We start from the raw sequence: 13,529 nt of genomic DNA on the forward strand, positions 1-13,529 counted from the left end.
AGTGTTGCCCAGCGGTAATGTCCGGGCCGTCGGCCCTGGAAGTTACCGGCGAGTACACTGCCCCGAAGACACCGCACACCCGCAACAAGCAAGCCGCAGGAGACGGAGAGCCGATGCAGCTAGCAGCGATCGTCATCTCGCTGGTCACGTTCGTGGTCGGCACCGCGCTCGCCGCTCGCGCGGCGCTGTACATCTACCGGGTGGTGCGGACCGGCCAGCCGGACGCCAGCCGCTTCGGGCAACCCGCCCAGCGCGCGAGGACCGTGGCCGTGGAGTTCGTCGGCCACACCCGGATGAACCGCTGGGGGATCGTCGGCGTCGCCCACTGGTTCGTCGCGGTCGGATTCTTCACCCTGGGCCTGACCCTGCTCACCGCGTTCTTCCAGCTGTTCGACGCCGAGTTCGTGCTGCCGGTGCTCGGCGGCTGGCTGCCGTACGAGCTGTTCACCGAGCTGGTCGGCACCTTCACCACGCTGGGCATCGCCGCCCTGATCGTGATCCGCCTGCTGAGCCTGCCCGGCCGGGCGGGCCGCAAGTCCCGCTTCGCCGGCTCGATCGCCTGGCAGGCGTTCTACGTCGAGTACACGATCCTCGGCATCGGCCTGTGCATCATGATCCTGCGCGGCCTGGAGGGCGCGCTGGAGCACGTCGGCTCCTACGAGGCCAAGTACCTGATCTCCTACCCGCTGGTGGCGGCCTTCCGCGGCCTGTCCCACGGGACCCTGGAGAACCTGGTCTACATCTTCGCGATGCTGAAGATCTGCACCTCCTTCGCCTGGGCGATCACCATCGGCGTCAACCCCTCGATGGGCGTCGCCTGGCACCGCTTCCTGGCCTTCTTCAACATCTACTTCAAGCGCGCCGAGGACGGTTCCACCGCGCTCGGCGAGCTGCGTCCGATGACCAGCGGCGGCGCGCCGATCGACTTCGAGGACCCGGCCGACGACGCCGTCTTCGGCGTCTCCCAGGTCGAGCACTTCTCCTGGAAGGGCATCCTCGACTTCTCCACCTGCACCGAGTGCGGCCGCTGCCAGTCGCAGTGCCCGGCCTGGAACACCGGCAAGCCGCTCTCGCCGAAGCTGCTGATCATGAGCCTGCGCGAGCACGCCTTCGCCAAGGCCCCCTACCTCCTGGCCGGCGGCGGCAAGGACATGGAGGGCGAGGAGCGGGCCACCGCCGAGCAGCTGGCGGACGTCCCCGCGGCCGCCCTGGCCGAGGCCGAGCGCCCGCTGATCGGCACCGCCGAGGAGAACGGCGTCATCGACCCGGACGTGCTGTGGTCCTGCACCACCTGCGGCGCCTGCGTCGAGCAGTGCCCCGTCGACATCGAGCACATCGACCACATCGTCGACATGCGCCGCTACCAGGTCATGATCGAGTCCTCGTTCCCCACCGAGGCCGGCACCATGCTCAAGAACCTGGAGAACAAGGGCAACCCCTGGGGCATGGCCACCAAGGCCCGCCTCGACTGGGTCAAGGAGCTCAAGAAGGAGACCGGCATCGAGGTGCCGGTGATCGGCGAGGACATCGACCCCGCCGAGGTCGAGTACCTGTACTGGGTGGGTTGCGCCGGCGCCCTGGAGGACCGGGCGAAGAAGACCACCAAGGCGTTCGCCGAACTGCTGCACACCGCGGGCGTGAAGTTCGCGATCCTCGGCAAGGAGGAGTCCTGCACCGGTGACTCCGCCCGCCGCCTGGGCAACGAGTTCCTGTTCCAGATGCTCGGCGCGCAGAACGTCGAGACCCTGAACGCCGCGCTGGAGGACGCCCCGGTCAAGCGGATCGTGGCGACCTGCCCGCACTGCTTCAACACCATCGCCAACGAGTACCCGCAGCTGGGCGGCCACTTCGAGGTCATCCACCACACCCAGCTGCTGCAGCACCTCATCGACGAGGGCAAGCTCGTGCCGGTCAACCCGGTCGAGGGCCTGATCACGTACCACGACCCCTGCTACCTGGGCCGGCACAACAAGGTCTACAGCCCGCCGCGCGAGATCATGGACAAGGTCCCCGGTCTGCGCCAGCAGGAGATGCACCGGCACAAGGAGCGCGGCTTCTGCTGCGGCGCCGGTGGCGCGCGGATGTGGATGGAGGAGCGCATCGGCAAGCGGATCAACACCGAGCGCGTCGACGAGGCGCTGTCCCTGAACCCGGACATCGTCTCCACCGCCTGCCCGTTCTGCCTGGTGATGCTCTCCGACTCGGTGAACGGCAAGAAGAACGAGGGCGCGGCCAAGGAGCACCTGAAGGTCGTGGACGTCGCCCAGCTGCTGCTCGACTCGGTCAAGGCCGTCCCGCCGGCCGGGGCCGAGGAGCCGCAGACGGTCGACGCCTGAGCGGCGTCCCGCCCGACGGGGCCGTGAACCGGCCCGGTTGTTCGACAGTTCTGCAACAACCACCCGGCCCGGGGGGTGCCACCGGCACCCGCCCGGGCCGGGCGTTTCCGGCGGGCGTTCCCGGCCTCCCGGGCGGTCGCTCCGCGCATTTCCGGTGACCGTTCCGGACTTCTCGCGGCGGCGGACCTCCCGCGCCCGGGCCCGTCCCGGGCGCGGGAGGTCCGGACCACCGGGCGGCGCTCCTGTCAGAAGGAAATACAGTAGGCCGCGGACCGGCCGTGAGCCGGTCGATCCGTTCCGGCCCCCGGAACGGCGTACACCACACCGACGGAGGTATCGGCCCGCCGGGCCGGGCCGCACAGAGCACAAGGGGAACAGCGCAGACCATGACCGAGGCGATCATGCTGGTCGGTGGTAAGGGCACGCGACTGCGTCCGCTGACCACCCACACCCCCAAGCCCATGCTGCCCGTGGCAGGCGTCCCGTTCATCGCGCATCAGTTGGCGCGCGCGGCGGCGGCCGGGGTCACCCGCGTGGTGCTCGCCACCTCCTACCTGGCCGAGGTCTTCGAGGACCACTTCCAGGACGGCACCCCCTACGGCATCGAGCTGGTCTACCTGACCGAGCGCGAGCCGCTCGGCACCGGCGGCGCGATCCGCAACGCGGCCACCGGGCTCACCTGCGGGCCCGACGAGCCGGTCCTGGTCTTCAACGGCGACATCCTCTCCGGCGTCGACATCGCCGCCCTGCGCGACGGCCACGTGGCCGCCGGGGCCGACGTCACCCTGCACCTCACCCGGGTCGAGGACCCGCGCGCCTTCGGCCTCGTCCCGACCGACGAGCACGGCCGGGTGCTGGAGTTCCTGGAGAAGCCGGAGACGCCGGAGCAGATCGTCACCGACCAGATCAACGCCGGCTGCTACGTCTTCACGCGTTCCGTCATCGACCGGATCCCGACCGGCCGCGAGGTCTCCGTCGAGCGCGAGACCTTCCCCGAGCTGCTGGCCACCGGCGCGCTGCTGCGCGGCGTCGTCGACACCTCGTACTGGCTCGACCTCGGCACCCCCGCCGCCTTCGTCCGCGGCTCGGCCGACCTCGTCCTCGGCAAGGTCGACTCGCCCGCCGTCCCCGGCCCGACCGGCGACGCCCTGCTGCTGCCCGGCTCGACCGTCCGGCACGGCGCGGTGCTCAGCGGCGGCACCGTGGTCGCCGAGGGCGCGGTGGTCGAGGCCGGCGCCATCGTCGAGGGCAGTGTGATCCTGCCCGGTGCCGTCATCGGCTCCGACACCCTGGTCAAGGACTCGATCGTGGGCGCCTTCGCGACCATCGGCGACCGCACCGCGCTGGACGGCGCGGTGATCGGGGACGGCGCGATCGTGGAGTCCGACAACGAGCTGCCGAACGGTGTCCGGATCGCCTGCGGCACCCTGCTGCCGGTCGGCGCCGTCCGCACCTCGGCCGGCCCGGGCGGGTGCCCGGCCGGCACCAGCGCCGCGGCCTCGGTGCACGGGCCGAAGGTGGCCGTGCGGCGGTAGCGCGCCGCCGGGGCTCCGGGGCGGTGGGCTGCCGCCGGGCTCCGGGGCGGTAACAGGCTCGCTGCAAACCGGACCCGGTCCGGCGCCCGGCCACCGGGGCGACCGCCGGACGGGTACCTTCGGAACGTGGCTGGCAATCGATACGACAGCGGTCAGGGCGCCGACCCCCGTGGCGGGTGGTCGGCTCCCCCGCAGCAGCAGGCGGCGCCCGGGGGGTACGGGCAGACGGACGGGCCGGAGTACTTCACCGGCCCCCAGCAGGGCCCCGGCGGCCCGTCCGCACCGCAGGGCCCGACGGACCCGTACGGTCCCGGCCCCCGCTCCCCGTACGCCTCCCAGCGGGACCCGTACGGGGAGCCGCAGGGTCCGTACGGCGGACCGCGGGGCCCGTACCCGGGTCAGCAGCCGTACCCGGGGCAGGAACCCCACCCGGGTCAGCAGCGGGACCCGTACGCGGCCGACCAGCCCGGTCACACCCGGGCCTTCCCGGTCGGCGCCGACCCGTACGCGGGCGAGCCCTCCTCCTACGGACCGGACGACCGGGGGCGGCAGGGCTACGGCGAGGACAACATTGCCGTCTACCGGGCCGGCGGCCAGTCCGCGCCGCAGGCCACCGGGCCGAGGCCGACCTGGCGCGAACTGCTGACCGGTCTCTTCCGCACCCCCACCGCGATCTTCGACCGCACCCGCGACCACCAGGTCTGGCTGCCCGCCGTCACGGTCTCGCTGCTGTACGGCGCCCTCGCCGTGCTCGGCCTCGGCATGACCCGCGACGACGTGGTCAACTCGACCTTCACCGTGGCGCTCACCGCGCTGCTGGCGGCGGCGATCGGCTTCACCCTGGCCGGTGCCATGCTCGGCGCGGTCACGTACGCGCTGGCCCGGCAGTTCGGCGGCGACGGCCCGTGGCAGTCCACCGTCGGCCTGGCGGTGCTGATCGGCTGGGTCACCGACGCGCCCCGGCTGCTGCTGGCGCTGGTGCTGCCGGCCGACAACCTGCTGGTCCAGGTGGTCGGCTGGGCCACCTGGCTGCTCTGCGGGTTCCTGCTGACCAGCATGGTCCGCCGGGTGCACGACCTGCCCTGGGGCAAGGCGGCCGGTGCGGCGGCACTGCAGCTGCTGGCGCTGCTGGTGCTGATCAAGCTGCCGACCCTCGGCTGACCCCGTCCCCCTCCCGGGCGCGCCCCCGGACCTCGGGGACAATGGAGCACGGGCCTCGCCTCGCGGGGCCCGTTGCCGTTGCCCGGGCCGTCCCGTCCGGGCCGCGCCGTTCGTCCTGTTCCAGTCCACCCTCACCCGCACGGAGCCAGGCATGACCCTCCCCACCACGCACGTCAGCTTCCCGGCCGGGGCGGTGACCGGCGAGTCGACGGTGCTCGCGGTGCACCCGCTGGACGGCGGCCGGTACGCCGTGGTCACCGGGGCGACGCCGTTCCACCCGCTCGACCACACCTGGCCCGACCAGCCCGCCGACCTCGGCACGCTCACGGTGGACGGCGTCGGGCTGGCCGTCGTCGACTGCGTCACCGGCGCGGTCGGCCCGGACGGCGGTCAGGTGCTGGTGGGCGCCGACATCCCGGTCCGGCGCGGCGACGAGGAGTGGTCCTGGCTGGTCCTGCACGTCCTCGCGGCCGACCCGGGCGACATCGTCGGCCGGACCGCCGCGCTCGCCGTCGACGCCGCCCGGCGCGGGGCGCTCAGCGCCTCGCACAGCGGCTGCCACCTGCTCGCCCTCGCCCTCAACGAGGCGCTCGCGCCGCGCTGGCGCAAGGACCCGGGCCGCACCGACGCCTTCGGCCACCCGGACTTCGACAGCCTCGCCATGGCGAGCTCGGTCATGGACACCGAGGCGAGCACCGACACCTACCGGCTCGGCAAGTCGCTGCGGAAGAAGGGCTTCACCGCCGAGGCCACCGAGGAGTTCCCGGCCCTCGCCGACGCCCTCCCCGAGCTGACCGAGGCCGTCAACCGCCGGCTGGCCGGCTGGGTCGCCGTCGACGCCCCGGTGCGCGTCGACGTCCCCGGCCCGGAGCTGACCGCCCGCCGCGAGTGGCACTGCGAGCTGCCCGAGGGCGCGGCGCGGATCTTCTGCGGCGGTACCCATCTGCACCGGCTGGGCGAGCTGGCCGAGCTCCGCACCGAACTGCGGCTCTCCGAGGACGGCAGCGAGCTGGTCGCCGTCACCCGCCCGAAGCGGGCCTGACACGGCGGCGGGCGGCCACCCCGTCCAGGGTGGCCGCCCGCGTCGTGCCCGCTCGCGCTGCTCGCGTCGCCGCTCAGACCTCGGAGCGGTGGAAGTTCAGGTAGGAACGCGACGGCGTCGGGCCGCGCTGCCCCTGGTAGCGCGAGCCGTACCGCTCCGAGCCGTACGGGTGCTCCGAGGGCGAGGAGAGCCGGAACAGGCAGAGCTGCCCGATCTTCATCCCCGGGTAGAGCTTGATCGGCAGGGTCGCGACGTTCGACAGCTCCAGCGTGACGTGCCCGCTGAAGCCGGGGTCGATGAAGCCCGCCGTGGAGTGCGTCAGCAGCCCGAGCCGACCCAGGCTGGACTTGCCCTCCAGCCGCGAGGCGACGTCGTCGGGCAGCGTGATGACCTCGAAGGTCGACGCCAGCACGAACTCGCCCGGGTGCAGGATGAACGCGTCGTCGCCCTCCGGCTCGACCAGCCGGGTCAGGTCCGGCTGCTCCTCGGAGGGGTCGATGTGCGGGTAGCGGTGGTTCTCGAAGACCCTGAAGAAGCGGTCCAGTCGCACGTCGATGCTCGACGGCTGGACCATCGCGGGGTCGAACGGGTCGATCGTCACCCGGCCCTTGTCGATCTCGGCCCGGATGTCCTTGTCAGAGAGCAGCACGCTTCGAGGTTACGTGCACGACGCGGCCCCGGACGAATCGCCCGGGGCCGCACCCGTCACATCTCTCCCTCGACCGCCCTCGTCAGGCGAGGAACTCCGCGGCCTCCAGCCGCAGCGCCCGGGCCAGTTGCGGCCCGGACAGCTCCCGTACGTCGGCCAGCACCGAACTCCTCAGCCGCCCGCACCGCGGGCACCGGATCAGCCGGCCCGGCCCCAGCCGGCCGGGTCCGAGATTCTGCATCGGGAACGTGGTGGTGCTGAACAGGTGCCCTTCGGCACAACGAACGACGGCGCGCTGCTCCATCGATCCCCTTCCCATCCTTACCCCGGTACTCGCCCGTACTCGTCGCCCCGAACGGCGGAGCCCCCGGGACCAGCGTCACATTAGGGGAAGTTCCGGACATTCCACACCAAGGCTCGCCGCCCGCGCCCACCCGCCGGGGCAGTCCCGCGCGGCCCACACAGTACGCCTCCACCCCCACCCCGCGGGGCTCCGCCACGACCTCCGGTCACCTGTGCAACGACCATCACGGATGGGGTACAGTGAGGACAGATCGAGCGTCCCTGACGTCTCGTCAGGCGGGCGTAGTTTAATGGTAGAACATGAGCTTCCCAAGCTTATAGCGCGAGTTCGATTCTCGTCGCCCGCTCCATTGGTAAAGCCGCAGGCCATCTGACCTGCGGCTTTTGTGTTCCTCGAACCGATCCGGGCCCGCCGGGCCCGGATCGGCCCGCCCGTTCGGTCGCGGAGGCGAAGCTGCACGGCGGCATGCCGGCCGTTGGCGTCGCGGAACAGCGGAAGCACGTCGAGCAGCCGCGTCGCCGCCGTCACGTCGCGGACGACCGGCAGGACCCGCCGGCACCGTCCGCGGGTGGTCCAGCGGGCCGTGTCGGGCCCCACCGGTACGCGAACCCAGTGCCTCAGGTCCTCGGCCACGTTGCCGTCCCAGCGCTTCCGCTTCGAGGCCCCCTGCGGCCACCGTGTCCGATCCCGGAGTCGGCGGTGCCCACGTATCGCGTCGGACGGCGAAGCCCTGGCGCCTCCCGCCGCCCGGGAGCCGGAAGCCGCGTCAGAAGCCGGGTCGGGGGCGGGGGTAGAGGCGCAGGAAGGCTCTGACCCCGGTGGCGACCGTGGTGTGGAGGGCGGTGTCGGGGATGGGCACCGCGCCGTAGAAGGACTGGTCGGCCGCCCCGCTGAAGGTGAGCAGGGTGAAGTGGGTGGCGGCGAGGTCGGGGTCGTCGAAGGCGAGCAGGTCCTGGCGGGCCAGGCGGGTGAGGTGGTCGGCCAGGTCGCGCTGGGAGGCGAGTGGGCCGGCGGCGAGCCAGGCGGCGAGGACGTCGGGCGGGAGGTTGCCGGCTTCGGCGCGGATGGTGCGGCCGAGGGCGTAGTGCTCGCCGGTGGAGAGGACGGCCTTGGCGCGGTCGACGGCGAAGGCGGTGAGGTCGGCCTCCAGGTCGACGATCTTGTGCAGGTGACGGTCGGCCAGGCCGGCGATGATCTCGGTGAGTTCGCCGGCCGTCTCCAGGGCGACGGAGAGGAAGAGCTTCTCCTTGTCGCCGAAGTGGTTGTAGATGGTGCGCTTGGACACGCCGGCCTCGGAGGCGATGGCGTCGACGCTGGCCCGGGTGTAGCCCTCGCGGCCGAACACCGTGCTCGCCGCGCGGGCGATGGCCCGGCGCTTCTCGGGCATGCGGCGTGAGCCGGTGGTCGCTGCCGGGTTCGCTGTGCTCATCGGGCGGGTTCCCTCCTCGGCGGGTTGCACTACCCGGTGCAGTTTACCTGGAGGGGTGTGAAGTGCGGACGGTGGTGAGGGTGGCAATAAGAGGCGGTGGAAGGGCCCGGAAAGCAGGGAGGCGCGGAGCGAGTCCCCCCGGACCCGCTCCGCGCCGCGTCGACGCGCGGCTGCTCGCCGCTCCCCCCGACCACCCCGGACTCCACCGTCCCCCCTGGCGTCGCTCTCCGGCGAGAGCGCTCCGCACAGGCCCGGCAGGCCCCCTTTGCCGTGGGGCGTCGTTGATCATCACCGTAACAAACCGCATGGTTGGTTTGTCAATACCCCTAATCCATGAAACATCCACAATCGGGGATGGCCGTCCGGTTGGCAAGTGGCGGCGGGTGCGGGCGGGGGTGGGCGGAGGCGGCCGAAGTGAACGGTCGTTCGGGTGACGGGGGATTTCGGCCGGAGGCCGCGACAGATGGTTCGGTATCCGATATTCCGAACGGAATGTCGGTATTCGCCGCCGTCAGCGCAGCAGGCGGCGCTCCTTGGCGACCGCCACCGCGCCCGAACGGGTGTCGACGCCCAGCTTGTCGTAGATCCGGCCCAGGTGGGTCTTCACCGTCGCCTCACTGATGAACAGCGCGCGGGCGATCTCCCGGTTGCCGAGCCCCTGGGCGAGCTGGGCGAGGATCTCGGTCTCGCGCTCGGTGAGCTGCGGGGCGGGGGCCCGCATCTGGGCCATCACCCGGGAGGCGACCGGCGGCGAGAGCACCGTGCGGCCCTGGGCGGCCGAGTGCACCGCGGCGAACAGCTCCTCCGGCCGCTCGGCCTTCAGCAGGTAACCGGTGGCACCCGCGCCGATCGCCCGGGTGATGTCGGCATCGGTGTCGTACGTGGTCAGCACCAGGACGTGCGGCGCCCCGGGGACGGCGGTGATCCGCCGGGTGGCCTCCACCCCGTCGATGCCGTCGCCGAGCTGGAGGTCCATCAGCACCACCTGCGGGGCCAGCCGGGCCGCGAGGTCGACCGCCTCCTCGCCGCTGCTCGCCTCGCCGACCACCTCGATGTCGCCGGCGCTGGCCAGCAGGGCGAGCAGACCGGCCCGGACCACCGCGTGGTCGTCGCAGACCAGCAGCCGGACCGGGGACGGGGCGGGAGAGTGGGCGGGGGCGGGGTTCATCGGACGGCTCCTGGGCCCTGGGCGGGAGTGTCGGGGGAATCGGGACGGTCGGGGGAGCCGGCGGCGGGGGTGAGCGGGAGCGCGGCCGAGACGACGGTGCCCTCGCCCGGGGCGCTCTCCACGGTCAGGGTCCCGCCGAGCTGGCGCAGCCGGGCCCGCATCGCGGGCAGTCCGTGACCCCGGCTCCCGGTGGGGGCGGTGGCGTCGGGGGCGAAGCCGCGGCCGTCGTCGGCGATGTCCAGGACGGCCTGGTCGCCGAGGAAGGAGAGGGTGAGGGCTGCCGCCGAGGCCCCGGCGTGCTCGCGCACGTTGGCGAGCGCGCCCTGGGCGATCCGCAGCAGCGCGGACTGCGCCGCCGCCGGGAGCGGCACGGGCGCGCCGTCCAGGTGGAAGCGGACCGGCAGCCCGCTCTCGGCGGACTCCCGTTCGGCGAGCGAGCGCAGCGCCCGGTCGAGCCCGCGGCCGTCGGCGAGCTCGGCGGGCGCGAGGTCGTGGACGAAACGGCGTGCCTCGGCGAGGTTCCGGGCCGCCACCGAGGCGGCGGTCCGGACGTGGCCCCGGGCGGTCGCCGGGTCGCCGTCCCAGGTGCGGTCGGCGGCCTGGAGCAGCATCTGCTGGCTGGAGAGGCCCTGGGCGAGGGTGTCGTGGATCTCCATGGCGAGCCGTTCGCGCTCGGCGAGGGTGCCCTCCCGCCGTTCGGTGGCGGCGAGTTCGCGCCGGGTGCGGACCAGGTCGGCGATCAGCGCCCGCTGTCGTTCGGCCTGCCGCTCCATGTAGAGGAAGACGCCGGTGGCCAGCGCGGCGACGGCGGGCGGCAGCAGGAGGAGATTGGCGTCGACGGCGCCGGGCAGCCGGACCTCGCCGACCACCACCAGCAGGGTGAGCGCGGCCACCAGGGGGAGGGCCGCGCGGGTGGGCAGGGTGCGCAGGGCCGTGTAGACGAGCGGCACCGCGCACCAGGAGAAGCTCGGCGCGAGCAGTACCAGGACCACCCAGAGCACGGTCACCACGGCCAGCGGCCAGGGGCGGCGGCGCTGCCCGGGGGCGGGCGGGCGGCGGTGGGCGAGCCAGGAACCGAGCGGCTGGACGACGGCCAGGGCGATGCTCAGGCCGAGCACCCAGGGGATGCGCGGATTGCCCGGGTGGTGGGTGAGGAAGCGGCTCAGCGAGGTGGCGAGCAGCAGCAGGAACGCGGAGTCGAGCAGGACGGCCAGCCGGTCGGCGTCCGGGTCGAGCGGGGGGCCGGGGTGGTGCACGGGCCGCTCCTCGCTCGTTCGCTCGCTTCCGATGACCGCTCGCCGTGGTGGTCGGGGGCCGGCGGCCGGCGGCCGTGGCCGGTGGTCGGTGGCCGTGACCGCCGGTTGTCGTGACGGTCCGCGTGACCGCCGGTCGTCGTGACGACGGCCGCCGCCGCCCTGGCCGGGGCGATCCCTCGATGGTGACCCGTCCGGCCCGGGGGCGCATCAGCCGATCGGCTGACGGGTCCGTCCTCCATCATGCCCGCGGGAGCTGTCCGGACCGCCGATGCGGTGGAGGGGGCTGTCGCCGGAGGATCGATCCCGTTCCCAGCGACACCGTCCGACGAGGAGCCCGACCATGAAGAAGATCTCCGTTCGCACCAAGGTGCTGACCGGCACCGTCGCCGCCGCCGCCCTGGCCGCCGCCACCCTCGGTGCCGTCTCGGCCAGCGCCGACGCCACCGACACCCCGGCCGTCGCCGCCGCGGCGGTCAAGACCGACATCCGGGACAAGAACCTCGCCCAGACCACCGGTCTGACCATCGACGCCGCCACCAAGGCCGCCCAGGCCACCCTGGACGCGGCGGCCAAGGCCGGTCAGAAGGTCTCCGTGGCGGTCGTCGACCGTGACGGCGTCACCCGGGTGCTGCTCAAGGGCGACGGCGCCGGCCCGCAGTCGCCGGAGTCGGCCGTGCGGAAGGCTTTCACCGCCGTCTCGTGGAACGCGCCCACCTCCGAGCTGGCCAAGCGGCTCGCGCAGGCGCCGAACCTGAAGGACATCCCGGGCACCCTGTTCCTGGCCGGCGGCGCGCCGGTGCAGTCGAAGGGCGCGCCGGTCGCGGGCATCGGTGTCGCGGGCGCCCCCAGCGGCGACCTGGACGAGCAGTTCGCGCAGGCGGGCGTCGAGGCGATCGGGAAGTGATCCCCGGCGGGTGAAGGGCGCTCGGCCGGAGCACGCGCCGGAGCGGACCCCCGACCGCTCCGGCGCGCACCGGCCCGCGCCCGGACCCGCCGTGCGCCTGCCCGGGCCGTCGTCCCGACCGGTGCTCCGGGGCTCCCCGGGGGCTCCCCGTACGGGTGAAGGTCACCCAGGTCGTCGCAGAACACGGGCTCTTTGGCCGAAAAGCCGCTGCCGCTGTCGGTGCCGCGTGGCAGGCTTCCCGCTATGACGGCGTGGACCCTCAACGACATCGAACGTGCGATCCGCTCCTCCTGGGGTGTCGACACCTGCGCGCCCGAGGACCAGGCCCACTGGCGTCCCGACAATCCCGCCCACGGCCAGTGCCGGGCCACCGCCCTGGTGGTGCACGACCTGCTGGGCGGCGAGCTGATGATGGGCGAGGTGCGCGTCGGCGGGGTCCGGACGGACCTGCACTGGTGGAACCGGTCCGCCGCCGGCACCGAGGTCGACATGACCCGCTCCCGTTTCGGCCCGGACGAGGAGGTCGGCCCCGGTCGGCCGGTCGCCCGTCCGCAGGGGCCGGGCCGGCTCCAGGTCCAGTACCAGTTGCTGCGCCACCGGGTGGCCGCGCGGCTGGAGGCGGCGGGGACGGGGGTGGCGGACGGGCACCGCGCGGCGGCCGCCTGACCGCCCTCGAAGAGCTGACGTACAGTCGGTTGCTCGTGGTCGGACGACCGGTCCGTCCGCCGGGTGACAGCGGGAGTGTGCGATGAGCGGGACGACGGTCGGCTTCGTCGGACTGGGCGCGATGGGCCGGGGCATGGCCGGCAGCCTGCTGCGGGCCGGGTACGGCGTCCGGGTGTGGAACCGCTCGCCCGGGCCGGTCGCCGAGATGGTCGCCCTGGGCGCCGAGGCCGCCGAGGGGCCGGCCGACGTCTTCGCGGCCGACGCGGTCGTCTCGATGCTCGCCAACGACGAGGCCGTCGAACGGCTGCTGCTCGATCCGGTCCTGCTGGCGGGTGCCGCGGCCACCCTGCACGTCAACACGGCCACCGTCTCGGTCGAACTGGCCGAGCGGGCCGAGGCCCTGCACACGGAGCACGGCATCGGGTACGTCGCCGCGCCGGTGCTCGGCCGCCCGCCGGTGGCCGCCGCCGGGGAGCTCGACATCCTGGCCGCCGGGGCCCCGGCGGCGCTGGCGGCCGCCGAACCGCTGCTCGCCGCGATGGGCCGGCGCGTCTGGCACTTCGGTGACCGCCCGGTCCAGGCCAACACCGCCAAGATCAGCACCAACTTCCTGCTGGCCTGCGCGATCGAGTCGATGGCGGAGGCGTGCAGCCTGGCCGAGGCCAACGGGGTCCGGCCGACCGACCTGATCGAGATGCTCAGCGGCACGCTGTTCCCCGGCCCGGTCTACTCCGGGTACGGCGCGATGGTCGCCGAACGCCGTTACGAGCCCGCCGGGTTCAAGCTGCCGCTGGGGCTCAAGGACGTCGGCCTCGCGCTCGCCGCCGGGGCCTCGGCGCGGGTGCCGCTGCCGTTCGGCAGTGTGCTGCGGGACGCGTTCCTGGACGCGCTCGCGCACGGGGACGGCGAGAAGGACTGGGCGGCGGTCGCGGCCGTCGCGCGCCGGCGGGCGGGCCTCCCCGCGTAGCCTCCGGTCCGGCAGCCGCGTCGGCAGCCGCGCCGTCCGGCGCTCCCCGGCCGGGGAGCGCCGCCGTCCCCCACCGTGTACCAAGCACCCGCCGCTCCCCCTCGGGCGAGAG

At 73.5% G+C, this 13,529-nt stretch carries 11 protein-coding genes, 1 tRNA gene and 1 pseudogene; 8 read left to right on the forward strand and 5 right to left on the reverse strand.

What is annotated here, in order from left to right; all coding sequences use genetic code 11:
- Positions 1–113 precede the first annotated feature (113 nt).
- The 4 genes and pseudogenes from ACIQ9P_RS11315 (at position 114) to ACIQ9P_RS11330 (ending at position 6,074) form a co-directional block, all read left to right on the forward strand.
- Positions 114–2,336, forward strand: coding sequence for a (Fe-S)-binding protein (locus ACIQ9P_RS11315; RefSeq protein ID WP_402353324.1), 2,223 nt, complete (start codon positions 114–116; stop codon positions 2,334–2,336).
- 386 nt (positions 2,337–2,722) lie between these two features.
- A pseudogene (locus ACIQ9P_RS11320) lies at positions 2,723–3,796 on the forward strand (sugar phosphate nucleotidyltransferase); the annotation flags it as partial.
- 201 nt (positions 3,797–3,997) lie between these two features.
- Positions 3,998–5,032 (forward strand): YIP1 family protein, encoded by a 1,035-nt coding sequence (locus ACIQ9P_RS11325; RefSeq protein ID WP_402353327.1) that lies wholly within the window; start codon positions 3,998–4,000, stop codon positions 5,030–5,032.
- A 151-nt stretch (positions 5,033–5,183) separates the two neighbouring features.
- On the forward strand, positions 5,184–6,074 hold the full coding sequence (locus ACIQ9P_RS11330; RefSeq protein WP_402353329.1) for a metal-dependent hydrolase: 891 nt from the start codon (positions 5,184–5,186) through the stop codon (positions 6,072–6,074).
- A gap of 73 nt (positions 6,075–6,147) precedes the next feature.
- Here the strand turns inward: ACIQ9P_RS11330 and dcd are convergent, their stop codons facing one another.
- Positions 6,148–6,723, reverse strand: a complete 576-nt coding sequence (gene dcd / locus ACIQ9P_RS11335) for a dCTP deaminase (RefSeq protein WP_402353332.1) — start codon at positions 6,721–6,723, stop codon at positions 6,148–6,150.
- A gap of 82 nt (positions 6,724–6,805) precedes the next feature.
- Positions 6,806–7,042 carry a hypothetical protein gene (locus tag ACIQ9P_RS11340; protein ID WP_402353335.1) on the reverse strand — a complete coding sequence of 79 codons (237 nt, stop codon included), beginning with the start codon at positions 7,040–7,042 and terminating at the stop codon, positions 6,806–6,808.
- Between the two features lie 260 nt (positions 7,043–7,302).
- On the opposite strand from ACIQ9P_RS11340, the gene ACIQ9P_RS11345 reads away from it, so the two are divergent.
- Positions 7,303–7,376 (forward strand) — tRNA-Gly (locus ACIQ9P_RS11345).
- 417 nt (positions 7,377–7,793) lie between these two features.
- Here ACIQ9P_RS11345 and ACIQ9P_RS11350 read toward each other — a convergent pair.
- The 3 genes from ACIQ9P_RS11350 to ACIQ9P_RS11360 all read right to left on the reverse strand — a co-directional run bounded on the left by ACIQ9P_RS11350 (position 7,794) and on the right by ACIQ9P_RS11360 (position 10,880).
- Complete coding sequence (locus ACIQ9P_RS11350; RefSeq protein WP_402353338.1) at positions 7,794–8,456, reverse strand: TetR/AcrR family transcriptional regulator; 663 nt, start codon at positions 8,454–8,456, stop codon at positions 7,794–7,796.
- 511 nt (positions 8,457–8,967) lie between these two features.
- Positions 8,968–9,624, reverse strand: a complete 657-nt coding sequence (locus tag ACIQ9P_RS11355; RefSeq protein ID WP_402353341.1) for a response regulator — start codon at positions 9,622–9,624, stop codon at positions 8,968–8,970.
- Positions 9,621–10,880 carry a sensor histidine kinase gene (locus ACIQ9P_RS11360; RefSeq protein WP_402353344.1) on the reverse strand — a complete coding sequence of 420 codons (1,260 nt, stop codon included), beginning with the start codon at positions 10,878–10,880 and terminating at the stop codon, positions 9,621–9,623. Before ACIQ9P_RS11360 ends, ACIQ9P_RS11355 begins: the two co-directional genes overlap by 4 nt.
- A gap of 340 nt (positions 10,881–11,220) precedes the next feature.
- On the opposite strand from ACIQ9P_RS11360, the gene ACIQ9P_RS11365 reads away from it, so the two are divergent.
- The 3 genes from ACIQ9P_RS11365 (at position 11,221) to ACIQ9P_RS11375 (ending at position 13,417) form a co-directional block, all read left to right on the forward strand.
- Positions 11,221–11,784, forward strand: coding sequence for a heme-binding protein (locus ACIQ9P_RS11365; protein WP_402353347.1), 564 nt, complete (start codon positions 11,221–11,223; stop codon positions 11,782–11,784).
- Positions 11,785–12,027: 243 nt separating this feature from the next.
- A complete protein-coding gene (locus tag ACIQ9P_RS11370) occupies positions 12,028–12,450 on the forward strand; it encodes a hypothetical protein (RefSeq protein WP_402353350.1) in 423 nt (140 codons plus the stop codon).
- An 82-nt stretch (positions 12,451–12,532) separates the two neighbouring features.
- Positions 12,533–13,417 (forward strand): NAD(P)-dependent oxidoreductase, encoded by an 885-nt coding sequence (locus ACIQ9P_RS11375; RefSeq protein WP_402353353.1) that lies wholly within the window; start codon positions 12,533–12,535, stop codon positions 13,415–13,417.
- Positions 13,418–13,529: the final 112 nt, after the last annotated feature.

The sequence above is a fragment of the Kitasatospora sp. NPDC094019 genome, assembly GCF_044764505.1.
Lineage (GTDB): Bacteria > Actinomycetota > Actinomycetes > Streptomycetales > Streptomycetaceae > Kitasatospora.

What these genes read in the sequence shown, in the direction of transcription:
- ACIQ9P_RS11315 (WP_402353324.1), top strand. Translation starts at nt 114, where the DNA reads ATGCAGCTAGCAGCGATCGTCATCTCGCTGGTCACGTTCGTGGTCGGC.
- ACIQ9P_RS11370 (WP_402353350.1), top strand. Translation starts at nt 12,028, where the DNA reads ATGACGGCGTGGACCCTCAACGACATCGAACGTGCGATCCGCTCCTCC.
- ACIQ9P_RS11375 (WP_402353353.1), top strand. Translation starts at nt 12,533, where the DNA reads ATGAGCGGGACGACGGTCGGCTTCGTCGGACTGGGCGCGATGGGCCGG.
- ACIQ9P_RS11350 (WP_402353338.1), bottom strand. Translation starts at nt 8,456, where the DNA reads ATGAGCACAGCGAACCCGGCAGCGACCACCGGCTCACGCCGCATGCCC.
- ACIQ9P_RS11365 (WP_402353347.1), top strand. Translation starts at nt 11,221, where the DNA reads ATGAAGAAGATCTCCGTTCGCACCAAGGTGCTGACCGGCACCGTCGCC.
- ACIQ9P_RS11340 (WP_402353335.1), bottom strand. Translation starts at nt 7,042, where the DNA reads ATGGGAAGGGGATCGATGGAGCAGCGCGCCGTCGTTCGTTGTGCCGAA.
- ACIQ9P_RS11330 (WP_402353329.1), top strand. Translation starts at nt 5,184, where the DNA reads ATGACCCTCCCCACCACGCACGTCAGCTTCCCGGCCGGGGCGGTGACC.
- ACIQ9P_RS11355 (WP_402353341.1), bottom strand. Translation starts at nt 9,624, where the DNA reads ATGAACCCCGCCCCCGCCCACTCTCCCGCCCCGTCCCCGGTCCGGCTG.